Here is a 20,878-nt window from a genome sequence, read left to right on the forward strand (position 1 = left end):
ACCGTTCCTACTTCGGGCAGGTGATGCACAGGTGTCCACGACGGTCGATCGTGCGGCGGGTCCGGGTCTGGCACGGCTCCGGACGGGTGTCGGCGGCGAGATGCTGGCCGAGTTCCTCGGCACCTTCGTCCTGATCATGTTCGGGCTGGGCTCGGTCGCCGTCGCGGTCGTCGGGCTGCCCGGCTCGGGCCGCGAGTCGACACCATTCGGCCCCGCGAACTGGCTGATCATCGCGTGGGGATGGGGGCTGGCCGTCGTCCTCGGCGTCTACGTCGCGGGCGGGATCAGCGGCGCGCACCTCAACCCCGCCGTCACGCTCGCCTTCGCGGTCCGACGTGGGTTCGCCTGGAGCCGGGTCCCCGCCTACTGGATCGCCCAGGTGCTCGGGGCGTTCGCCGCGGCGGCGCTCGTCTACGCGCTCTACCGCGACGCCATCGTCGACTTCGACGTCGCCAACAACATCGCCGACCGGGCCCAGTCGCAGTCCACCTTCTCCATCTTCGCGACGTTCCCGGCGAGCTATTTCCACGGCGGGCTGTGGGGACCGTTGATCGACCAGATCGTCGGGACCGCGCTGCTGCTCGGGCTCATCGCCGCACTCGTCGACAGCCGCAACCAGGCCCCGCGGGCGAACATGGGCGCGCTCCTGATCGGCTTCGTCGTGGTCGCCATCGGCCTGAGCTTCGGGACCAACGCCGGCTACGCGATCAACCCCGCCCGTGACCTCGGCCCCAGACTGCTGACCTACATCGAGGGGTGGGGCCGGCTGGCGTTCCCGGGCGGCGGAACGTACTTCGACAACTACTGGTGGATACCCCTCGTCGGTCCGCTGATCGGCGGGGTCGTGGGCATCTGCGTGTACGACCTGCTGGTGGGCAGCACGCTCGCCGGGCGGGCGCGCCTGGGTGAGCGCCCGGAACCCGGCCGGGTCGTCGACACCGAAACCGATCCCGACGCCTGACCCGGTTACCGGCCTCCTCGTCCTGGGACCCGACCCGACCATGCCGCTCGGAGCAGGCGGTCCACCCCGTCGGGTGTCACGGGTGCGGGATTGGCGTAGGGATGCGCGACGACCTGCTCCGCGACGGGGCCGATGTCCGCCTCCGCCATGCCGAGCTCCGCGAGCGACCGGGGTGCGCCGAGGGTGCGGGCCAGCTCCCAGAGGGCCAGGGCGGGGTCGGTCGAGCCCAGCAGCTCGGCAAGGGTCTGCCGGGCGACCGGCGCCGCGTCCTGGTTGTAGGCGAGGGCGTGGGGGAGCAGCACCGCGTGGGTTTCGGCGTGGGGCAGGTCCAGGGTCCCCCCGAGGGCGTGGCAGAGCTTGTGGTGCAGCGACATCGTCGTGGCGCCGAGACATGCGCCGCAGAGCCAGGAGCCGTAGAGGGCGGTGGCGCGGGCGTCGCGGTCGACGGGGCGGTCGGCGATCCGGGTCAGCGACGTGGTCATCGCGCGGATGCCTTCGGTCGCGAGCAACGACGTGACGGGGTTCGCGTCGGGTGCGTAGAGCGCCTCGACGGCGTGGGCGATCGCGTTGAGCCCACTGGTCATCGTGACGTGCATGGGGAGCCCGACGCTGAGCCCGGGGTCGTAGAGCACGCTCGTGGGCAGGACGCGGGAGTCCCGGCCGGTGGTCTTGAGCCCGTCTCGGGTGATGCCCCAGACGGGCGTCATCTCGGATCCGGCGTACGTGGTGGGTACGGCGACGATCGGCAGTCCGCGGTGCAGCGCGACGGCCTTGGCGAGGCCGACGGCCGAGCCCCCGCCCACGGCGACGCAGCCGTCGGCACCGACCCGGGCGGCGTGCTCGACGGCGCGTTCGACGGTCTCGGCCGGTACGTGCACGCGGGCCTCGGCGAAGACCCCCGCCGAGAGCTCGCCGAGGGCGGCAGCGGCTCGGTCCCCGAGCCCGACCTGCCCGGGGGAGCAGACCACCAGCGTCCGGCGCAGCCCGGCGCGGCGGACCTCGTCGGCGAGCACCGCGTCCAGCGCCGCGCCGAACCGGACGCGCATCGGCCGTGCCTCGTGGACGAACGGCTGCGGCGGAGTGATCATCGTGCCCGCTCCCCGATCGGGTCGTGGCGGTCGAGCACGACGGCGAACTCGACCGTCCGGAAGGGGTTCGGCAGGCCGACCTCGGCGGCCCGGACCGGGTCGTCGACCGTCGTGAACTCGCGGACGAGGCTCTCCTTGACCCCGAAGACCGCGTCGGAGTCGAGGTAGGGCGTCCCGTCGACGAACAGGTGGGTCGTGACGGTGCGCATGCCGGGGGCCGAGATCTCGAAATGGATGTGCGCGGGACGGTTGGGGTGGCGCGAGGTGGCCCGCAGCAGCTCTCCGACGGTGCCGTCGGACGGGATCGGGTAGTACCGCGGCACGACGGTGCGGAACCAGAACCGGCCGCCGCCGTCGGTGCTGAACAGTCCGCGCAGGTTGTCCTCGGGGTCGACGTCGGGCCGCTGGACGTCGTAGTACCCGTGCGCGTCGGCCTGCCAGACGTCGACGCCGGCGCCCGGTACCGGCCGGCCGTCGAGGTCGGTGACAGTGCCCAGGACAAGGCACGGGTCGCCGTCGGCAGGTCCCGAGATGCACGCTCCCAGCTCTCGCCCGGGGGAGTCGACCATGTGGAACGGGCCCTCGACGGTGGACTCGGTCAGGACTCCGTCCGAGGGGGTCGCGAGCGTCTCGACGAGCATCGAGATGCCGAGCACGTCGGACAGCAGGATGAACTCCTGCCGCGTGTCGGAGCACATGTGTCCGGTCTCGGTGAGGAACCGGATGGCCGTCGCCCACTCGGCCCTGGTGAGCCGCACGTCCTTGACGAACCCGTGGAGGTGCTCGACGAGGGAGGTCATCACGTGACGCAGCCTGGCGTCGGGTGTCGCGGCGAAGCTCGCCGCGACCACCTCCACCGAGCGGGCCTCGGAGAAGAGCTCACCTCCGCCGCGCGCCCCCGGGGCCCCGGCCCCGGGCCGGCGGCCGTCGACGACGTGGTCGTGCATGTCTTCCTCCTTGGGACCCGAGGTCCGGGTGTGGTTCCCGACCGATTGTCGGTGGGGCGCCCGGAGCACCACATCGCGCGAACACGCGATGTCACGGGAGATCAGGCGTCGCCGGCGACGTCACCCTGGAGGAGCGCGACGCGGGTCAGCTCGACCCTGGTGTTGATGTCGAGCTTGGTGAACGCGTGGCGCAGGTGCGTGCCCACGGTGTGGACCGAGACGTGGAGCCGTTCGGCGATCGCGCGGTTGGTGTGCCCTTCGGCGACGAGCCGCGCGACGCGCCGCTCCGAGGCCGTCAGGGCGGCCCAACCGGACGTCGCGCGCTCTCCCGTCGCGACGGCTCGGGTGGACGCCGACCGCCGGTCCGCCGACGTGGCGGTCTCCACGGCGGCCATGACGACGCGCTGGTCGTGTGCGGCGCGGCCGATCTCGCAGAGAACGTCGCGGAGGCGACGCCCGGGTCTGCCGGGAACGACGAGGCTCGGCCACAGCCTGGGCGGCAGGGACATCAGCCGCGCGCGGTTGCCGTGGCGATCCAGCCAGCGGTGTGCGTCGTCGGCACTGTCCGGTGCCAGCCGCAGGTGCGCGGCGGCCGTCCAGATGTCGAATGCGTTCGGTCGGCGGGGGAGCGTCGCTCCGTCGAGCGCCCGACGGGCGTCGTCCACCCGGCCGCGGTCCACCTCGATGACGGCCAGGACGGCCCGGGTGAGGCGTCGCGTCCGCACGATGTCCAGCCGGTCGGCGACCTCCAGCGCGGTCTCCGCCTCGGCGGCGGCGTCGTCGAGCTCGTCGCACATCCAGCGTTCGATCGCCCGGACGGTGTGCCAGTAGGGCGCCGACCAGCCCAGCCCACGTCGTTCGTAGTGGCGCTGCCCCTCGAGGAGGAGGTCGGCCGCCTCGTCGGCGCGATCGGACGAGAGCAGTACGGTGGCGAGCCACAGCTCGGGTATCCGCGGTGCGTGCAGCGGCCTGGTGGCCGACACCTCGACACCCGAGGCCGCCTGCTCCGCGAGCTCGATCGCGGCGGTGACCTTCGCCTGGCTGAACGCCAGCTGTGAGGCGAACAGGTCCGCGCTGACCCGGGTCGCGGGGTCGGCACTGCTGCGGGCAGTACTGAGGAGGGGCCGCGAGACCCGGATCGCCGCGTCGGTCTCACCGAGGTTGACGTGACCGGCGGCGCGGACCTTCAGGAGCGCGAGCTCGACGTGTGCGTCGAGGGTCGGGAGGGCCAGGGCGTGCGTGACGTGGTCCATCGCCTCGTGGTCGTCACCGGCCGCCTGGTGCAGGTGCGCGGCGACGAGCCGCAGTCGCGCCTCCTCCGTCGTGGCCAGGCCGCTGACCTGCAGGTGCTCGAGGATCGACAGCGCCTCCCCGACCCGGCTCGTCCGGCCGAGGTGGGTCGCCCCCGTGATCAGGAACTCGACACGGTGCGGGTCGGCCCCGGCGAAGAGCTCGCTGACCTGGAAGGCGAGCTCTGCGGCGTCTTCCGGGGACACGGTGGCCAGCCGCCCGACGGCACCGCGGACCATGCCGAGATCCTCGTCCGAGAGCCGCCCGGTCGACCGGGCGAGGTGCCGGACGGCCGCAGCCTCCCCACCCGGCCACGCCATCGTGTGGCGGGCGACCTCGTGGTGCAGCGCACGGCGCACCGAGGACGGCAGCGACCCGTAGAGGTCGTCGCGGAACCGGGCGTCGGCGAACCGCAACGTCGGTCCGTTGTCGACGAGCACGCCGCCGGCGAGGGCGGCGTCGATCTCCGGGAGGAGGCTCCCCACGGAGGTCCCCAGCATGCGGGCGGCGACGTCCGGGTCGAACTCGATCCCGATCACCGATCCGACCTTCAGCAGTGCCGCCGGCCCGCCGGCGACCGCGTCCCAACCGGGTGGCTCCGGCGGGACCGTGACGGCACCGATCCGGCGCAGCGCGGCGACGACGCGGTCGACCCGTGACGATCCGGGCTCCACACCGACGGCCCACAGGACGGGGAGGTGCCGCAGGCGCTCCGGGAGTGTTCGCAGGGCGAGCAGTGTCGCGGGGTCGGTCCAGCGCGCGTTCTCGATCACGACGACGACCGGCGCGTCGTGTGACCGCGCGTCGAGCAGCTCGGCGACCCGGTCGGCGATGGCGCCGCCGTCGGCGTCACCCGTGTCCGACCCGGCGAGGACCTCCAGCAGCGCCGAGGTCGCGGACAGCTCGTCGCTCTCCCGCGCCGGCACGACGACGACGGCGTGGGCCGCGGCGCGCGCAGCGGCGGTCAGCTGCGCGAACGCTCCCGATGCGCGGGTCCGCTCGTCGAGCTCCACCAGGAGCGCCGACGGCATGCCCCGGTCCAGGGCGGCCAGGGCCTCGGTGATCTCCCGACGCACGGGCGGCATGACACCAGCATGGGCGTTCGGCGCGGTGGGCGCACCCGACGCCGGTCGGCTTTCACCCGGGTGAAAGCCGCGCGCGCCCCCGGCTCTCACCCCGACCGCACCCACACTTCGCCGGACCGACACCGACCGACGAAGGACTCCGATGCGCACTGGCAGGCAGTATCTGGACGCTCTCGACGACGGCCGCCGGGTATGGGTGGGCGACGAGCTGATCGACAACGTCGCGACCCATCCCGCGACGCGGGCCTTCGCCCGGCTGACCGCCGACTTCTACGACCTGCACCACCGCCCGGACCTCGAGGAGGTGCTGACCTACGTCGACGACGACGGCGTCCGGCGCTCGATGATGTGGTTCAAGAACACCGACAGGGACGGGCTCCGCCGCAAGCGGCGCTACCACGAGACCGTCATGCGGCTGCTCGGTGCGGGCTCGGCACCGCGGTCGCCCGACGTCAACAACTCGGTGCTGCGGACCTACGTCGACGATCCGCAGCCGTGGAGCGATCAGTCCATCGGTACCGACGGGCGCGACCTCACCGCAGGCATCCTGGACTTCTTCGAGGAGGCCAAGGCCGGCGACCTCAACTGTGCGATCGCGTTCGTCGACCCGCAGACCGACCGGTCGCGCGAGTCGGCGCAGGCCGAGTCGCCCGCGCTGCGGGTCGTGTCCCGGTCCGACGACGGGATCGTCGTGACCGGGGTGAAGGCGATCGCCACCGGCGCGGTCTTCTGCGACGTCCTCAACGTGGGGGTCTTCTACCGGCCGGGAATCCCCGAGGAGCAGATCATCTTCGCCGCGGTGCCGGCGAACGCCCCCGGCGTCACGATGGTGTCGCGCGAGAGCAACGTCCGTGACGGCGAGACCGTCGAGCACCCGATGGCCGCCCAGGGCGACGAGCTGGACACGACCGTCATCTTCGAGAACGTCTTCATCCCGTGGAACCGGGTGTTCCACCTCGGGAACCCGGCGCACGCCTCGTACTACCCGCAGCGGGTGTTCGACTGGGTCCACTACGAAGGCCTCGTGCGGGAGATGGTGCGCGCGGAGCTGATGCTCGGCCTCGCGCTGCTGATCACCGAGCACACCGGGGTGGCCCAGCTCCCGCCCGTCACCGCTCGCCTCGCCCAGTTCGCAGGCTTTCACCAGACGCTCAAGGCGCACGTGCTGGGCTGCGAGGAGGAGGGTTTCCTCACCCCCGGCGGCACGTACAAGCCCAACGTGCTGATGTTCGACTTCGGCCGGGCCTACTACCTGGAGAACATCGCCCGGCTCAGCGCCGAGCTGGTCGACCTGGCCGGGCGCGCCGCGCTCGTGTTCCCCTCCGAGGGACAGTGGCAGGAGCCGGCGCTGCGGCCGTGGCTGGAGGCCCTGCACACGGGGCCGGTCGGCCGTCCGCACGACCGGCTGAAGATCAGCCGGGTGATCCGCGACCTGTTCCAGTCGGACTGGGGTGCGCGCATGGCGACGTTCGAGAACTTCAACGGCACGCCGCTGCTCGCGATCCGGACCTTCACGATGAAGCGGGCCGAGATGTCGGCGGCCGGGCCGGTCGCCGACCTCGCGCGGCAGATCTGCGGAATCGAGACCGTCCGCGAGGAGGACCGCACCGACTACCTGACGCAGGCGGAGTACGCCCGCCGCCAGGACAGCGCCGCAGCGGTGTGATGTCACCGTTCCCGTGTACTCCAGGACCGGGCGGCTGCCACCGCCGCCGCCCGGTCGTGGACACCGAGTTTGCGGAAGATCGACCGAACCTGACTCTTCACCGTGTTGTGCGAGACGAAGAGCTCGTCGGCGATCTCCCGCAGCGTCAGCGGACCGCAGAGGGCCCGCAGCACCCGTTGCTCCCGCGACGAGAGATCGCGTGCGCGCTGCTCGCGGCGCGCCGCGGTCCGGTCGAGCGCGGCGAGGACGTCGCGGGCGGCGGCCCGGCTCCGCTGCTCCAGCTCGTCGGGGAACGCCTCGAGCACCTCGAGGACGGTGCGGGCGGCGGCCCGGGCACTCTGCGCCGCACCGGCCGACAGGTGCGCGGTGGCGAGCGCGAGGTGGGCGTTCACCACGACCCACCGGCACTGCGGCGAGAGCCGGTCGGCCACGGCGATCGCCTCGTCGGCGAGCAGGTCCGTGTCGGGGGCGCCGTCGCGAGCGGCGGTGAGAGCGAGTCCGGCGAGCGCATGGACGAGGGCGAGCTGGTCCCCGGAGATCCGGGACGCGACCTCGGCCCGCCGGAAGCGTGCGGTCGCCGCGACGCCGTCGCCCGACCACATGAGGGCGAGTCCGTCGGCGACCTCCGAGATCGCCATCCAGAGCCCGTGCAGCGGAGGATCTGCGTCGCGGTCCGGCACCGTTCCGCTCGGCACCGTCCCGCTCGTCACCGTCCCGCTCGTCACCGCCTCGGCCAGCCGTCGGGACGCGGCGACGGCGACCCCGACGGGCAGACCCGGTTCCAGCTCGGTGGTCTCGGCGGCCGCCGCGACGTCGATCCATCGCCGCCAGCCGCGGTGGTCGCCGGCGGCGATCCGGGCCATCGCCGCGACGACGCACGTCCGCGGGTCCGGCGCCAGCTGGTCGGGGGGCAGGGTGTCGAGGGCGTCGTGGACCACCTCGGGCCGTCCCGACAGCACGCATCGTTGCCAGTGGGCGAGCAGCGAGCGACGCGCCGTCCCACCGTCGCCCAGCTCGACGTAGCAGCGGGTCGACAGGTCCAGTCGGCCGTGCGTGGCGAGCCACTCGGCGTGTCTGCGGCGCAGCGCGACCGACGACTCCCAGTGCTCGACGGCCAGCTCGTCGCGCAGGTGTGCGGACAGCACCGGATGGAGGGTGAAGACGGGCCCGTCGGCCACGGTCGCGAACTGCGACGTGTCCGCGAACTGTGCGAGCAGGCGGCCGGCGGCGGCGTTGCCCGTCAGATGGATCGCGAGCGCGGGGGAGGTCGCGCCCGCGACCGAGACGGCGTACAGCAGGTGCCGGACCTCGGTCGTCACCCGGCCCATCACCTCGGAACGGAGGTAGTCCCGGATGGTGGGCCCGGCGCCCCGCCTGCCGAGCTCGGCGACGAGCCCCACACCCAGCGCCCAGCCGTCCAGCTCAGGGAGGTCGTGGCCGACGAGGGCGCGCACGTCGGCCGACTGCAGGCGCAGCTCGTCGGCCGTGATCGTCGTGGCCAACCCGCACGCCCGGCCACGGGCGATCCAGCTCGGGCTGCGGTGTCGGGTCGTGACGAGCAGCCGCAACAGAGCAGGCCGCCGCTCGACGAGGTCCTGCAGTACCAGCTGCGCCTCCGGGTCGGCGATCGTGTCGGCGCCGTCGAGGACCAGCCGGCACGGACGGTCGGCGGTGTACGGGCCCGCAGCGAGCACGCGGGCGAGCCGCTCCGGCCACCAGTCGGCGTCAGGATCCGCCGGCCCCGGGGCGGCCCCGACCGTGGCGAGGACGTCGTGGCGGAGCGTGTCGGCGGAGTTGTGCCGCGGGGCGACGCGGACGACCCGGACGTGCCGTTCGCCGCGGGCCCATCCGTCGACCAGCATGCTCTTGCCGGCCCCGGCCGGGCCACTGACGACGACCACGCCGTCGGTGCTCGACCGGAGCCGGCCGATCAGACGGCCGTCGCGGCCGGGGGTGCGCGACCACGCCGGCGGCGGGTCCGGACGCCCGGCCATCGATCAGGCGATCCGGCCGAACTCACCGCGGAAATGGACGAGCGGGCGACCGGCGCCGTGGTGCTCGAACGTGCGCACGGCGCCGACGAAGATCGTGTGGTCGCCGCTGGCCACCTCGGTGGCCACGTCGCAGACCACGCTCGCGAGCGCGTCGCGGAGCATCGGGACGCCGTGCTGCTCGTCGTACTCGACCCCCGCGAAGCGGTCGCCCTTCGCGGCGAACCGGCGGGCGAGGTCCCCGGAGGCCTCACCGAGCACGTTCACACCGAAGCGACCGTGGGTGGAGATCGCCTTCCGGGTGAAGAGATGGTTGCCCACGCAGACCAGCAACTGCAGCGGATCGAGGGAGAGCGCCGTGACGGAGCTGGCCGTCATGCCGACGGGCAGGTCACCGGCCCGGGTGGTGATCACCGAGACGCCCGAGGGCAGGTGCGACATCGTCGCCCGGAAGGCGACGGTCTCGTCGGTGAGAGGCGAAGCGGGCACTGGAACCTCCGGAACGTGTGGTCGTGGCATCGACCGACCTGTCTCGACTGGGTCGGTGCGACCTTGCCCCGATGCCGCGTACCTCACATCGCGTGAACACGTGATTTCCGGGCCGGCGGCCGGCTCGGAGCACCGCATCGACGGAACAACGACGCCGGACCACGGTCGTCGGACGAAAGGAGTCGGACATGAGTGAGAACATTTCGGCACGGCCCGACGAGCGCCATTCCGGTGCCCAGAAGGTGGTATTCCTCTGTTTCACCGAGCCGGCCGAGGGAGTGTCCTCCGACGAGGACATCCGGCCGAACCTCGACTCGCACAAGCAGTGGCTCTCCGACATCGAGAGGTCGGCCCAGCTGCTCTTCGCGGGCCCGATGCTCGGCGACGACTACCGCTACTCGGGCTCGGGGCTGCTCGTCCTGCGCGCCGGGTCGATCGCCGAGGCGAAGGAGATCGCCGATCGCGACCCGTTCCATTCCCAGGGCCTGCGGTCGTACCGAATCGTCCCGTGGCAGCTCAACGAGGGCTCGTTCGACGTGCGGATGACGCTGTCGGACACCCGGTTCGAAATCCTGTGAACGGGGTCGGAGGCCGAGCCCGCCGAGAGTCGAGGAGAAGATGATGGGACCGGACATCGGACTTCTGGTCGTTCGAGCCCTGCTCGGGTTCGTCCTTTTCGCGCACGCCACCCAGAAACTGCTCGGATGGTTCCACGGGCCGGGACTCGGCGGGGCGACGACGGTGTTCGAGGCGTTGGGCCAGCGTCCGGGACGGCGGATGGCGGTGCTCGCGTCGCTGTGCGAGCTCGTCGCCGCGGTCCTGCTCGCCCTCGGGATCGCGACGCCTGTGGGCGTGGCCGTCGGGACCGGCACGATGCTGGTCGCGGGGGCCGCGTCGACCATGAGGTCGGGCTCGCGGTGGAACACGGGCGGCGGAGGGGAGTACCCGCTGGTGCTCGCGGTCGTGGTGGCGACGGTCGGCTTCACCGGTCCCGGTGGGTACTCCGTCGATGCCGTCCTCGGGCTCGCGACGCTCGAGGCCGACGTCCGGGTCGGCGCGATCGCAGCGGCCGTCGCGATCGTGGTGGCCGCGTTCCCGATCGTGCGGACCCGCCGGGAGCTGCGGCCGGAGACCCGCGTGGCCAGGACCGGCTGACCGACGCCGCACCCCGCCACACGGGTCGTCCCAGACCGGGCGACCTGGGCGGCGGGCCGTCCGGGACGGCCCGCCGCACCGCTCTCAGCCGGGAGTGTGGTTGTAGCCGGGCAGGATCAGGTGGCCCGCGTCGATCGGCAGGGCCACGCCGGTGATGTCCTTGGCGTCGTCGGACACGAGGAACAGGACGCCGTTGGACAGGGTCTGGGGGTCCAGGAGCCGCCGGTCCTTCAGCGCGGTCCAGTTCCTCGTCGCGTCCCAGAGATCGGAGTGGCCGGCGCCGGGGAAGATCAGGTTGTCGTAGAGCCCCTGCCAGTCCACGATCTTGGTGTTCGCGGCTCCCGGGCAGATCGCGTTGCAGCGGATGCCGTAGCCGCCGAGCTCGAGCGCGACGTTCTTCATCAGCATGACGACCCCGGCCTTCGACACGTTGTAGTGCGTGTAGCCGGGGCCGGTCTCGATCGCGTTGATCGAGGCCGTCATGCAGATCGCCCCCCGGCCCCGCTCGATCATGTGCGGGGCGACGGCCTTGGCCGCCCGCCACATGCCGGACAGGTTGATGTCGATCATCTGGGTCCAGCGTTCTTCGCTCATCTCCCAGAAGTTCTCGATGCTCAGCACGCCGTGGTTGGCCACCAGGATGTCGATCTGGCCGAACTCGGACAGGCCGGCGGCGACGGCCCCGTCCAGTGCCTCCTGCGACCGCGCGTCGCCCTCGACGGCGATGATGCGGCGGTCGAGTTCCTCGACCCCCTTGACGGTCTCGGCCAGGTCGTCGCTGCCGGAGAGCTCGTACTCGATGCTCTCGACACTGCCCGGCACGTCGACCGCGATGATGTCGGCGCCCTCACGGGCCAAGGTCAGGGCGTGCGAGCGGCCCTGACCGCGCCCTGCGCCGGTGATCAGTGCGACCTTGCCGTCGAGCTTTCCCATGACGGTCCTCCTGGTTGGGAATCGTGGGCGGTCAGGCGGGGGTGCGGGCGGGCGCGGTGAAGCGGAACCCTGGGTAGTCGTTGTCCTTGGCCTCGCGCAGCCGCTCGGCGTAGGCGCCGAGACCGGCCATGTAGAACATGATCGTGACGGGCTTGCCCGGGACGTTGGCGCCGTTGATCCACGAGTCGGCCTTCGGGAACAGCGTCGAGTTCCCGATCTCGTCGCAGGTCGCGACCCACGCCGACTCGGTCTCGGCCGCGGGCTCGATCGTGTCCATGCCGGTCTTCTGCAGGTGCCGGATCGCGTCGGCGATCCACTCGATCTGCACCTCGTCGGCGGGCGGCTGGTTGGTGAAGGGCCCCATCGGCCCGAACATCATGAACATGTTCGGGAAGCCGCTGGTCATCAGCCCGAGGTGCGTCGTCGGCCGGTGCGCCCAGTGGTCGGCGAGGTCGACGCCGCCGCGGCCGGTGTGTGCGATCTTGAGCGTATTGCCGGTGACGGCGTCGAAGCCGGTGGCGAACACGATCACGTCGAGGTCGTACTCGGCGTTCGTCGTCCGGACACCGCGCGGGGTGATCTCGACGATCGGGTCGGACCTGACGTCGACGAGCGCGACGTTGTCGCGGTTGTAGGTCTCGAAGTAGCCGTCGCAGCAGAGCGGGCGCTTCGCGTAGAGGTCGGTCGGCGTCAGCATGCGCGCGGTCTCCGGGTCCGTGACGGTCTCGGCGATCTTGCGCTTGATGAAGTCGGTCGCCGCGTTGTTCGCGAACAGGTCGACGCCGATGTCGCTGAAGGTGGCGAACATGAACTGGAAGCCCCCGCCGTGGTCCCACCACTTCTCGAAGACCGCCTCACGCTCCTCGTCGCTGACGGCGCTCGCCGGCGTGGTGCTCTCCGCGAAGCCGAAGCCGGTGATCGAGTTGCGCACGTGCTGCCAGTAGCCCTCGTAGTCGGCACGGATGGAGGCGAGGAAGTCCGCGTCGATCGCGCCGTGGCGCGCCGGGACGCTGTACTGGGCCGAGCGTTGGAAGACCGTCAGATGGTCGGCCTCGGGCGCGATCTCGGTGATGACCTGCACGCCGCTGGAGCCGGTGCCGATGACGCCCACGCGCTTGCCCGCGAAGCTCGTGCCGGACTGCGGCCAGCGGGCGGTGTGGAAGATCTCGCCGGTGAAGCTCCCCTGGCCGGGGAAGGCCGGCATGTTCGTCGACGACAGCAGGCCGACGCCCTCGATGAGGAACCGGGCGGCCAGCCGCTCGCCCGCATCCGTGACGACGAGCCAGCGGTTGACGTCCTCGTCGAACGTCGCGCTGAGGATCCGGGTCTCGAGGGTGATACTGCGGCGCAGGTCGTAGCGGTCGGCGACGTGGTTGAGGTAGGCGAGGATCTCGGGTTGACGCGGGTAGCGCTCGCTCCACTGCCACGTGTCGAAGAGGTCCCGGTCGAACGAGTAGCAGTACGCGGTGACCTCGGTGTCGGCGCGGGCCCCGGGGTAGCAGTTCCAGTACCAGGTCCCCCCGACGCCGGGCGCGTCGTCGAAGGCCCGGACGTCGAGGCCGAGATCGTTGCGCAGGACGTGAAGGGCGAGGAGTCCGGCGAAGCCGGTGCCGATGACGACGGCATCCAGCTCGACCGGCTCGACGCCGTCTCGGTTGTCGGTCGGTCCGCTCATGGCACCGATCGTCAGCGACGCCCGTCACAGCGTGCTGTCCCAATTCGGTACGTGGCCCGTGTTCCAGATTCGTACAAGTGCCCGGCGCCGCGGTTGCCTACGGTCGGCGCAACGGAGGGAGGGGAACATGGCGTGGATTCGGGGAGCCGGGCTGACCGCGTTCGGTCGTCTGCCGGGCAGGGACGCGTCGGGTTGGCAGGCGACCGCGGCGAGGCTCGCGATGGCCGATGCCGGGGTGCGCCCGCAGGACGTCGACGGCCTGATCGTGGGGTATGCGACGACGCTCGACCACCTGATGCCGGCGAACCTGCTGGGGGAGTACCTCGGAATCACACCGAGGGTCGCGCTGGGCGCGGCCGTGGGCGGCGCGACGGGGCTCGCGATGGTCGCGCAGGCGGCGTCCCTGGTCGACTCCGGTGCTGCCTCGACGGTGCTCGTCGTCGCCGGGGAGGACAGGGCCAGCGGCCAGAGCACGCAGGTCTCGACGAGCACCCTCGCGCAGGTCGGCCACCGCCGCTACGAGGTGCCGATCGGGGCGACCGTGCCGCAGTACTACGCGCTCCTCGCCTCGGCGTACCTGCACGAGCACGGCCTCGACCCGCGCGACGGGCTGGCTCCGCTCGCGGTCGCGATGCGCGCCCACGCGGCCCGCCGCGACGGCGCACAGTTCCGCGAGCCGGTCACCGTCGACGACGTCGTGGCCTCCCGCCCGGTCGCCGCGCCGTTGCATCTGCTCGACTGCTGCCCGATCTCCGACGGCGGGGCCGCGGTCCTGGTCGGGCCCGGCGGCTCGGCGCGTGACGTCGAGATCGCGGGTACGGGACAGGCCCACCTGCACCAGCACATCAGCGAGGCCGATCCGCACGAGTTCGGGGCCCGGTTGTCGGCCGGGCGGGCGCTGACCGCGGCCGGCGTCGAGATCGACGACGTCGACGTCTTCGGCATCTACGACAGCTTCACCATCACCCTCGCGCTCCTGCTCGAGGAACTCGGACTCGCACGGCCCGGACGGGCCGGGGCCGCGGCAGCCGACGGTTGCTTCGACCTCGACGGCCCCACGCCGGTCAACACCCACGGCGGGCTGCTGTCCTACGGACACTGCGGCGTCGGAGGCGGGATGGCGCACCTGGTCGAGGTCGTCTTGCAGCTGCGCGGCGAGGCGGGTGACCGACAGGTCGGCGGCGCCGCGCAGGGCCTCGTGCACGCCGACGGCGGCGTCATGTCCGCGCACGTCACCGCTGTCCTGCGCACATCGGGAGGTGCAGCGTGAACGACTGGACCGACGGCGAGCCGCGCGTCGTCGTGAGCGGGTGCGACGACTGCGGTCACCGCTGGTACCTGCGCCGCGAATGCTGCCCGCGCTGCGGCGGGCCGGTGAACGAACGCATCAGCGAGGGCGGCGGCCGCGTGACCGCGACGACGGTGGGGGACCGGGGCGCGATCGCACTCGTCGACCTCTCCGAGGGTGTGCGGGTGCTGGGCCGCTGCGACCCGACGCTGCGGCCGGGCACCGCCGTCCGGCTGACGTTCCACGCCGAGGCGGGCGAGCCCGTCGCGGTGCCCTACTTCGAGGCGGAGAGCACGTGACCGACCTGTCGTTCTTCCACACCCCGGGGTCGGTCGCCGTGATCGGCGCCTCCGACAACCCCGACAAGATCGGCGGCCGGCCGATCGAGTACATGACGACGCTCGGCTACCGGGGCGCGCTCTACCCGGTCAACCCGAGCCGTCCGATGATCCAGGGCCTGCCCGCGTTCGGATCGGTCGACAGCCTGCCCGAGGTTCCCGAGGTCGCCGTCGTCGCGGTCCCGGGGCAGGCTGCGGTCGACGCGGTCGAGACCTGCGCGCGGCTCGGGGTGCGCGGCTGCGTCGTCATGTCCTCGGGGTTCGGCGAGACGCCCGATCCCGACGGCCGCCGTTGTCAGGAGGAGATGCTGCGCGCCGCACGCCGAACCGGGATGCGCATCGTCGGCCCCAACACCCAGGGTCTCGCGAGCTTCGGGTCCGGAGCGGTGCTCGGCTTCTCGACGATGTTCACCGAGCTGCCGCCGGCCGACGGGCCGGTCGCCGTCGTCAGCCAGAGCGGAGCGATGTGCTCGGTGCCCTACGGGGTCCTGCGCCGGCGGGGGGTCGGCGTGCGGTACGCCCACGCGACGGGTAACGACGCCGACGTCAGCGCCGCCGAGCTCGCCGCGGCGGTCGTGGCCGACCCGGCCGTCCGGCTCCTGGTGCTCTACCTCGAGGACATCCGGCACCCGGCCGCGGTCGAGGAGCTGGCCGACGTGGCGACGAGCCGCGGCGTGCCGGTCGTCGCGCTCGCGGGCGGGCGCAGCGCCGGTGGCCGGCGCGCCGCCGCCTCGCACACCGGGGCGCTGGCGAACGAGACGCGCGTCGTCGACGCCTTCTTCGAACGGCTCGGCATCTGGCGGGCCCGGCACTCCGCGGACCTGACCGCCGCGGTCGACCTCTACCTCCAGGGTGCCGCACAGCCCCGCTCGCCCGCCGCAGGGGAACAGGGGCTCGCGATCGTCAGCAACTCCGGCGCGATCTGTGTGCTGGCCGCCGATGCCGCCGCCGACCACGACCTGGACCTGGCGACGTTCACCACGCACAGCCGCGAGCGTCTGGGCGCGGCGTTGCCGGCGTTCGCGGCGACCGCGAACCCCGTCGACGTCACCGCCGCCCTGATGACCGACAGCAGCCTGTTCGGCAAGGTCCTGCCGGTCATCGGCGCGGACCCCGGGGTCGACGCGTGCGTCGTCGGCATCCCGGTCGCCGGCCGCGGCTACGACGTCGCGACGATCGCCGCCGACGTGCGCGCGTTCGCGCAGGACAGCGGCGTTCCGGTGGCGGTGGCGATCGCCCAGCCCGACGTGGGTGCCGTCTTCCGCGACGCAGGGCTCGCCGTGTTCGACGACGAGGGCGCCGCCGTCGCGGCGTTGGCGCAGGTGAGGCGACACGGCGAGATCGCCGCGGCTGCTCCGGGCCGCGGCCGGCTCTCGACGCGCCGCCCCGGGGCCTCGGTGCACACCCTCGACGAGGCCGACAGCCTCGCCGCGCTCGCTGCGCTGGGCCTCGCGACCGTCGCCGCCACGCGCTGTGCGGACGCGGACGCGGCCGTCGCGGCGTTCGACGCGCTCGGGGGCGTGCCCGTCGTCGTCAAGGGCTGTACCGCTGCGATCACTCACAAGTCCGACCTGGGCCTGGTGCGGCTCGGCCTGACCGACGCCGAGGAGGTCGCGCGGGCCGCCCGCGACGTCGTGGACATCATGGCGCGCAACGGGGTCGCCGAGGGCGCGGTGCTCGTCGCGCCGATGGTCAGGGGCGCACTCGAGGTGATGGTCGGTGCGCACCTCGACCCGTCGTTCGGGCCGGTCGTCGTGCTCGGCGCCGGCGGGACGGGCGTCGAGGCCGTGCCCGACGTCCGGGTGCTCCTGCCCCCGTTCACCGCCGCCGACGCGCGCGCGGCGGTCGCCTCGCTGCGCATGGCGCCACTGCTGGGCCCGGTGCGCGGGGACGCGGCCGCCGACGTGGACGCGTGGGTCGACATGGCCGTGCGGCTCGGTCGGGAGATGGTGCGGCCCGGGTCGCGGATCGCGAGTGTGGACGCGAACCCGGTGATGTTGCACCGCGGTGTCGGCGCGGGGGCGGTCGCGGTCGACGCGCTCGTGCTCGTCGACGGCGGCGCGGAGCTCTGATCCGGGCGACGATCAGCCGATGACCGACCCTACGTTCCCGACCTACGCCCAGCTCCTCGCGCGGACGGACGCTCCTCCCGGCTCCGCGTGGGGGGTCTGGGGCGCCGGCGACGAGATCGGCACTCTCAACCACCTCACGCCCGAACGGGTCCGCGACGCCGCGGCGCTCGTGCGCACGGGGGAGCGGATCCGGCTGGACCACCCGCTCGAGGCGTTCGACCCGCCACCCGCGCCGGCCCGCAAGCTGCTGCGGCACACGATGTTCGGAGCGAACGAGCATCACCGCGACGAGTACCTCGACGGCTTTTACACCCAGGGCAGCAGCCAGCTCGACGGGCTGCGCCACTTCGCCCATCCCGAGCACGGCTTCTACAACGGGACCGATCCCGGCCGCCTGCAGCCGGGGTTGCCGACGCTCGGGGTGAACCGCTACTCCGAGCACGGCATCGTCGGGCGCGGGGTGCTGGTCGACGTCGAGGCCCACCTGCGGGCTCGCGGCCACCTCATCGACCACGACGCCGGTGAGCCGATCGAGGTCGCAACGGTCGTCGAGGCGGCGGCCGGGCAGGGCGTCGAGCTGCGACCGGGCGACATCCTGATGGTCCGCACCGGCTGGGGGCACCACTACCTCCGCGAGCTCGACCCGGACGGCAGGCGCGCGCTCACACCGCTGCGGGCCTCCGGCCTGGCGGCGTCCCTGGAGACTGTCGAGTGGCTGTGGGACAACAGGTTCGCGGTCGTCGCGAGCGACACGTTCGCCGTCGAGGCGTGGCCCGCGCCCGAGGACTCGCCGTTCCTCACCGCCGCCGAGCGCGCCGGTACCGACCGGATCCCGCACAGCGGGCTGATGCATCGTGTGCTGATCCCGTTGCTGGGCATGGTCCTCGGCGAGCTGTGGGCGCTCGACGAGCTCGCGGCCGCCTGCGCCGCCGACGGCCGCTGGGACTGCATGCTCGTCGCGACGCCGCTCAACCTCACCGGCGGCGTGGGTTCGCCGAGCAACGCCGTCGCGATCCGCTGACGACCGCGACCCCGACCCGCCTCCGCTGCGCCGGGCCCTGCGCGACCCCGGGTCGAGCTCGACACCCGGCACAGGGGCCGGCGCCCGGTCCGGACATGCCGCGGCCGCCGTCCCCGGTGGGGGACGGCGGCCGTGTCGGAGAGAACTCAGCCGTAGCGCCGGACCAGCCCGGCGAGCTCGTCGAGCCGGGCGAGGCTGTCGCTCTCCGACGCCGGCTCGAGGACGACGGCGACGCGCTCGGCGCCCCCGTCGCGGTAGGCGTCGAGGACGGCGAGATCGTCGCCGTCGGCGCCGAAGACGCTCATCGGGGCCCCGGGGGCGTACTCGGCGCGCATCTCGAACTGCGCCTTGACCCCGTCGGGGTCGAGAGCCCCGCCGTGCAGCCAGCCGTCGCCGTGCACGGTGGCACGTCTGGCGGCCGCGGGACCCCAGCCGCCGACGTAGAGCGGCAGCGGCTTCTGCACCGGCTTCGGCCATGACCAGATCGGGTCGAAGTCGACGAATCTGCCGTGGAACTCGGCCTCCTCCTGGGTCCAGATCGCTCGCAGGGCCTGGAGTTGCTCGTCGAGCAGCGCGCCACGGGTGCTCGGGTCCGTGCCGTGGTTGCGCATCTGCTCCTTGTTCCAGCCGGGAGCCACGCCGAACAGCACCCGGCCGTCCGAGACGACGTCGAGGCTCGCGACCTCCTTGGCGGTGTAGATGACGTCGCGCTGGGTCATCAGCGCGATGCCCGTGCCGAGGGTGATCCGGGACGTCACCACGGCGGCCGCCGTGAGTGCGACGAACGGGTTGAGCAGCCGGGCGTAATAGTCCGGCATGGGCCCACCCAGCGGGAACGGTGACTCCCGGCTGACCGGGATGTGCGAGTGCTCGGTGACGAACAGGGACTCGAACCCCCGTTCCTCGACGGCGCGTCCCAGGACGTCGGGCCGGATGGCCCCGTCGGCGACGAACGCCCCGATGCCGATCTTCATGTCGTCTCCTCGGTGAATGGGTTCGTCAGACCCGCTGGAACCCGGCGTCGACGGGAAGCGAGATGCCCGTGATGTAGCGGGCCTCGTCGGACGCGAGGAACGCGATCGCGTTCGAGATGTCGCGTGGCTCGATCCACGGGATGGGGAGTGCGTTGAGGGCCGTGTAGGCGGGCACGCTCTCCTCGCGGGTCGGGTTCTCCGAATCGGGGACGAAGGCCTTGCGCAGCGCCGGGTTCTGGATCATGTCCGTGTCGCAGTTGGTCGGGTGGATCGTGTTCACCCGGATGAAGTGCGGCGCCAGCTCCAGCGCGAGGGTCTGCATGAGCCCGATGACGCCGTGCTTGGCGGCGATGTAGTGCCCCGCGCCCTGGACCGGGCGCAGCGCCACCGCGGTGCTGGTCAGTGTGATCGAGCCACCGCGACCTCCGGCGATGATGTGCGGGATCGCGGCCTTGCACGTGTGGAAGACACCGGTGAGGTTGACACCGATCATGTCGTTCCACTGTTCGAGGGAGAGCTCGTGGACCATCCCGAGGCTCACGATGCCCGCGTTGCCGCAGACGATGTCGAGGCGGCCGAGATCGGCGACGCCCGCGTCGACGGCCTGCGCGAGCTCGGCGTACTCGCGGACGTCGGCCCGGGTGGCGACGATGCGACGGTCGAGCGCCTCGACGAGGCGAACCGTCTCCTTCAGGTCCTCCGGTGTGGACATCGGATACTCGATGGTGTCGACCTGACCACAGAGATCGACGGTGATGATGTCGGCGCCCTCCTGGGCGAGCCGGACGGCGTGCGACCGGCCTTGCCCGCGGGCACCACCGGTGATGAGGGCGAGCTTGCCCTCCAGCCTTCCTGCCATCGTCAGCTCATTTCTCGTTGTAGAGAGCGTTGATCGCGACCGGGTCCTTGTAGAACGAGTCCAGACCGACGATCTTGCCGTCGCGGACGGTGTAGATCTCGGTGACGCGGGTCGCCAGCGAACGGCCGCTACCTCGCGAGGTGAAGGTCATGTCCAGCCGGGAGACGATCACGTCTCCACCGTCGATCAGCGAGTTCTCGTCGATGCGAGGTTCGACGCCGGCCGTCATCTTCTCGATCAGCTTCACGAATCCGGCGGGGCCGGTGAACCTCCCGGAGAAGTCCATGCCATCGGCCTCGTCGACGACGGCGTCGTCGGCGAGCCTGGTCAGGGCGTCCTCGAGGTCGCCCCGGATGAAGGCGTCGACGAATCCCTTCACGACCTGCCTGTCGGCCTCACTCATCAGTTGCCACCTTTCGCTCGTCGCCATGTCCGGCCGTGGTCGGCTGTCCGACGACCGACGCTAGGAGTCGCGTTCCGGGGGTTGTTGTTCCACCTTGGGACAAGCGCGCCGGTCCGCCCGGTCACTCGGCGGGTGCGGGGGTGGCCGGCCTGGAATGGCTGTGGCTGAGGACGTCCTCGAGCTTCGGGGTTCGCACGGCTGCGGCCGCCTCCTGTGCGGCGAGCTCGCGCTCGAGTGTCCGGTTGTCGCCGCGGACCCGGGCGACCCACGCCCGACCGGCCTCCGGGGTCATGTGGCAGAGCCCGAGGACATCGGGGTTCCGGGCGCAGAGGGACTGTTCGGGCGGTGTCAGCGGGGGCCGTCGCCTCTCTCCGCCGCCGGCAGCGCCACGGCTCAGACCGACAGGTGACCACGCGCGGCGGGCCGGCGTGCCGCAGGCCGGGCAGGTCCGGGTGGCGGGCGGAGGAGCGGCGGACCAGCTCTCGAACCGGCCTGCGCAGGTGGGGCACGAATAGTCGACGAGGATGGCCATCCTCACAGGAGAACAGCGCCGCCGATTGCGGACCTGTGCCACTCTGGCACACCGGAATCGCGCCGGTGTCCCGAAATCACACACCATTCCCGCGCGGCGCCCGCCTACGGT

19 protein-coding genes are annotated in these 20,878 nt (G+C 72.3%); 8 read left to right on the forward strand and 11 right to left on the reverse strand.

The window, feature by feature from the left end; all coding sequences use genetic code 11:
• The first annotated feature begins 100 nt into the window (after nt 1-100).
• Nucleotides 101-961 carry an MIP/aquaporin family protein gene (locus PSED_RS11270; protein ID WP_013674364.1) on the forward strand — a complete coding sequence of 287 codons (861 nt, stop codon included), beginning with the start codon at nt 101-103 and terminating at the stop codon, nt 959-961.
• A gap of 5 nt (nt 962-966) precedes the next feature.
• Here PSED_RS11270 and PSED_RS11275 read toward each other — a convergent pair whose 3' ends face one another.
• From PSED_RS11275 to PSED_RS11285, 3 genes are all read right to left on the reverse strand, one after another.
• Entirely contained in the window at nt 967-2,049 is a 1,083-nt protein-coding gene (locus PSED_RS11275) for a maleylacetate reductase (RefSeq protein WP_013674365.1), read from the reverse strand.
• Entirely contained in the window at nt 2,046-2,996 is a 951-nt protein-coding gene (locus tag PSED_RS11280) for a dioxygenase family protein (protein WP_013674366.1), read from the reverse strand. Before PSED_RS11280 ends, PSED_RS11275 begins: the two co-directional genes overlap by 4 nt.
• A gap of 101 nt (nt 2,997-3,097) precedes the next feature.
• The gene (locus PSED_RS11285) at nt 3,098-5,371 is read right to left on the reverse strand and encodes a helix-turn-helix transcriptional regulator (RefSeq protein WP_013674367.1); all 2,274 of its coding nucleotides are present in this window, start codon (nt 5,369-5,371) and stop codon (nt 3,098-3,100) included.
• Nucleotides 5,372-5,513: 142 nt separating this feature from the next.
• On the opposite strand from PSED_RS11285, the gene PSED_RS11290 reads away from it, so the two are divergent.
• Nucleotides 5,514-7,037 (forward strand): 4-hydroxyphenylacetate 3-hydroxylase family protein, encoded by a 1,524-nt coding sequence (locus PSED_RS11290; protein WP_013674368.1) that lies wholly within the window; start codon nt 5,514-5,516, stop codon nt 7,035-7,037.
• A 2-nt stretch (nt 7,038-7,039) separates the two neighbouring features.
• On the opposite strand, the gene PSED_RS11295 is transcribed toward PSED_RS11290, so the two are convergent.
• Both PSED_RS11295 and PSED_RS11300 read right to left on the reverse strand, forming a co-directional pair.
• Nucleotides 7,040-9,031, reverse strand: coding sequence for a LuxR C-terminal-related transcriptional regulator (locus PSED_RS11295; protein WP_013674369.1), 1,992 nt, complete (start codon nt 9,029-9,031; stop codon nt 7,040-7,042).
• A 3-nt stretch (nt 9,032-9,034) separates the two neighbouring features.
• Nucleotides 9,035-9,517, reverse strand: a complete 483-nt coding sequence (locus PSED_RS11300) for a flavin reductase family protein (protein ID WP_013674370.1) — start codon at nt 9,515-9,517, stop codon at nt 9,035-9,037.
• Between the two features lie 188 nt (nt 9,518-9,705).
• On the opposite strand from PSED_RS11300, the gene PSED_RS11305 reads away from it, so the two are divergent.
• Complete coding sequence (locus PSED_RS11305; RefSeq protein WP_013674371.1) at nt 9,706-10,095, forward strand: YciI family protein; 390 nt, start codon at nt 9,706-9,708, stop codon at nt 10,093-10,095.
• A 40-nt stretch (nt 10,096-10,135) separates the two neighbouring features.
• On the forward strand, nt 10,136-10,672 hold the full coding sequence (locus PSED_RS11310; RefSeq protein ID WP_086002763.1) for a DoxX family protein: 537 nt from the start codon (nt 10,136-10,138) through the stop codon (nt 10,670-10,672).
• Between the two features lie 84 nt (nt 10,673-10,756).
• Here the strand turns inward: PSED_RS11310 and PSED_RS11315 are convergent, their stop codons facing one another.
• Nucleotides 10,757-11,605 carry a mycofactocin-coupled SDR family oxidoreductase gene (locus tag PSED_RS11315; RefSeq protein WP_013674373.1) on the reverse strand — a complete coding sequence of 283 codons (849 nt, stop codon included), beginning with the start codon at nt 11,603-11,605 and terminating at the stop codon, nt 10,757-10,759.
• Nucleotides 11,606-11,636: 31 nt separating this feature from the next.
• The gene (locus PSED_RS11320) at nt 11,637-13,280 is read right to left on the reverse strand and encodes a flavin-containing monooxygenase (protein ID WP_013674374.1); all 1,644 of its coding nucleotides are present in this window, start codon (nt 13,278-13,280) and stop codon (nt 11,637-11,639) included.
• A gap of 127 nt (nt 13,281-13,407) precedes the next feature.
• Between PSED_RS11320 and PSED_RS11325 the strand changes: the two genes are divergently transcribed.
• The 4 genes from PSED_RS11325 to PSED_RS11340 are packed head-to-tail and all read left to right on the forward strand — an operon-like array spanning nt 13,408 to nt 17,999.
• Nucleotides 13,408-14,550 carry a thiolase family protein gene (locus tag PSED_RS11325; RefSeq protein ID WP_013674375.1) on the forward strand — a complete coding sequence of 381 codons (1,143 nt, stop codon included), beginning with the start codon at nt 13,408-13,410 and terminating at the stop codon, nt 14,548-14,550.
• Nucleotides 14,547-14,867, forward strand: coding sequence for a Zn-ribbon domain-containing OB-fold protein (locus tag PSED_RS11330; RefSeq protein WP_013674376.1), 321 nt, complete (start codon nt 14,547-14,549; stop codon nt 14,865-14,867). The genes PSED_RS11325 and PSED_RS11330 overlap by 4 nt, the downstream gene beginning before the upstream one ends.
• The gene (locus PSED_RS11335; RefSeq protein WP_013674377.1) at nt 14,864-16,978 is read left to right on the forward strand and encodes an acetate--CoA ligase family protein; all 2,115 of its coding nucleotides are present in this window, start codon (nt 14,864-14,866) and stop codon (nt 16,976-16,978) included. The genes PSED_RS11330 and PSED_RS11335 overlap by 4 nt, the downstream gene beginning before the upstream one ends.
• A gap of 19 nt (nt 16,979-16,997) precedes the next feature.
• Nucleotides 16,998-17,999 (forward strand): cyclase family protein, encoded by a 1,002-nt coding sequence (locus tag PSED_RS11340; protein ID WP_013674378.1) that lies wholly within the window; start codon nt 16,998-17,000, stop codon nt 17,997-17,999.
• Nucleotides 18,000-18,145: 146 nt separating this feature from the next.
• Here PSED_RS11340 and PSED_RS11345 read toward each other — a convergent pair whose 3' ends face one another.
• The 4 genes from PSED_RS11345 to PSED_RS11360 form a co-directional block, all read right to left on the reverse strand.
• The gene (locus PSED_RS11345) at nt 18,146-18,973 is read right to left on the reverse strand and encodes an LLM class F420-dependent oxidoreductase (RefSeq protein WP_013674379.1); all 828 of its coding nucleotides are present in this window, start codon (nt 18,971-18,973) and stop codon (nt 18,146-18,148) included.
• Nucleotides 18,974-18,998: 25 nt separating this feature from the next.
• Nucleotides 18,999-19,832, reverse strand: a complete 834-nt coding sequence (locus tag PSED_RS11350; RefSeq protein WP_013674380.1) for a mycofactocin-coupled SDR family oxidoreductase — start codon at nt 19,830-19,832, stop codon at nt 18,999-19,001.
• Between the two features lie 7 nt (nt 19,833-19,839).
• Complete coding sequence (locus PSED_RS11355; RefSeq protein WP_013674381.1) at nt 19,840-20,235, reverse strand: nuclear transport factor 2 family protein; 396 nt, start codon at nt 20,233-20,235, stop codon at nt 19,840-19,842.
• A 121-nt stretch (nt 20,236-20,356) separates the two neighbouring features.
• The gene (locus tag PSED_RS11360; RefSeq protein WP_013674382.1) at nt 20,357-20,527 is read right to left on the reverse strand and encodes a hypothetical protein; all 171 of its coding nucleotides are present in this window, start codon (nt 20,525-20,527) and stop codon (nt 20,357-20,359) included.
• Nucleotides 20,528-20,878 lie beyond the last annotated feature (351 nt).

Source organism: Pseudonocardia benzenivorans CB1190, from assembly GCF_000196675.2.
In the GTDB taxonomy this organism is placed as follows: domain Bacteria; phylum Actinomycetota; class Actinomycetes; order Mycobacteriales; family Pseudonocardiaceae; genus Pseudonocardia; species Pseudonocardia benzenivorans.

What these genes read in the sequence shown, in the direction of transcription:
- PSED_RS11270 (WP_013674364.1), top strand. Translation starts at nt 101, where the DNA reads ATGCTGGCCGAGTTCCTCGGCACCTTCGTCCTGATCATGTTCGGGCTG.
- PSED_RS11275 (WP_013674365.1), bottom strand. Translation starts at nt 2,049, where the DNA reads ATGATCACTCCGCCGCAGCCGTTCGTCCACGAGGCACGGCCGATGCGC.
- PSED_RS11280 (WP_013674366.1), bottom strand. Translation starts at nt 2,996, where the DNA reads ATGCACGACCACGTCGTCGACGGCCGCCGGCCCGGGGCCGGGGCCCCG.
- PSED_RS11285 (WP_013674367.1), bottom strand. Translation starts at nt 5,371, where the DNA reads ATGCCGCCCGTGCGTCGGGAGATCACCGAGGCCCTGGCCGCCCTGGAC.
- PSED_RS11290 (WP_013674368.1), top strand. Translation starts at nt 5,514, where the DNA reads ATGCGCACTGGCAGGCAGTATCTGGACGCTCTCGACGACGGCCGCCGG.
- PSED_RS11295 (WP_013674369.1), bottom strand. Translation starts at nt 9,031, where the DNA reads ATGGCCGGGCGTCCGGACCCGCCGCCGGCGTGGTCGCGCACCCCCGGC.
- PSED_RS11305 (WP_013674371.1), top strand. Translation starts at nt 9,706, where the DNA reads ATGAGTGAGAACATTTCGGCACGGCCCGACGAGCGCCATTCCGGTGCC.
- PSED_RS11310 (WP_086002763.1), top strand. Translation starts at nt 10,136, where the DNA reads ATGATGGGACCGGACATCGGACTTCTGGTCGTTCGAGCCCTGCTCGGG.
- PSED_RS11315 (WP_013674373.1), bottom strand. Translation starts at nt 11,605, where the DNA reads ATGGGAAAGCTCGACGGCAAGGTCGCACTGATCACCGGCGCAGGGCGC.
- PSED_RS11320 (WP_013674374.1), bottom strand. Translation starts at nt 13,280, where the DNA reads ATGAGCGGACCGACCGACAACCGAGACGGCGTCGAGCCGGTCGAGCTG.
- PSED_RS11325 (WP_013674375.1), top strand. Translation starts at nt 13,408, where the DNA reads ATGGCGTGGATTCGGGGAGCCGGGCTGACCGCGTTCGGTCGTCTGCCG.
- PSED_RS11340 (WP_013674378.1), top strand. Translation starts at nt 16,998, where the DNA reads ATGACCGACCCTACGTTCCCGACCTACGCCCAGCTCCTCGCGCGGACG.
- PSED_RS11345 (WP_013674379.1), bottom strand. Translation starts at nt 18,973, where the DNA reads ATGAAGATCGGCATCGGGGCGTTCGTCGCCGACGGGGCCATCCGGCCC.
- PSED_RS11350 (WP_013674380.1), bottom strand. Translation starts at nt 19,832, where the DNA reads ATGGCAGGAAGGCTGGAGGGCAAGCTCGCCCTCATCACCGGTGGTGCC.
- PSED_RS11355 (WP_013674381.1), bottom strand. Translation starts at nt 20,235, where the DNA reads ATGAGTGAGGCCGACAGGCAGGTCGTGAAGGGATTCGTCGACGCCTTC.
- PSED_RS11360 (WP_013674382.1), bottom strand. Translation starts at nt 20,527, where the DNA reads ATGACCCCGGAGGCCGGTCGGGCGTGGGTCGCCCGGGTCCGCGGCGAC.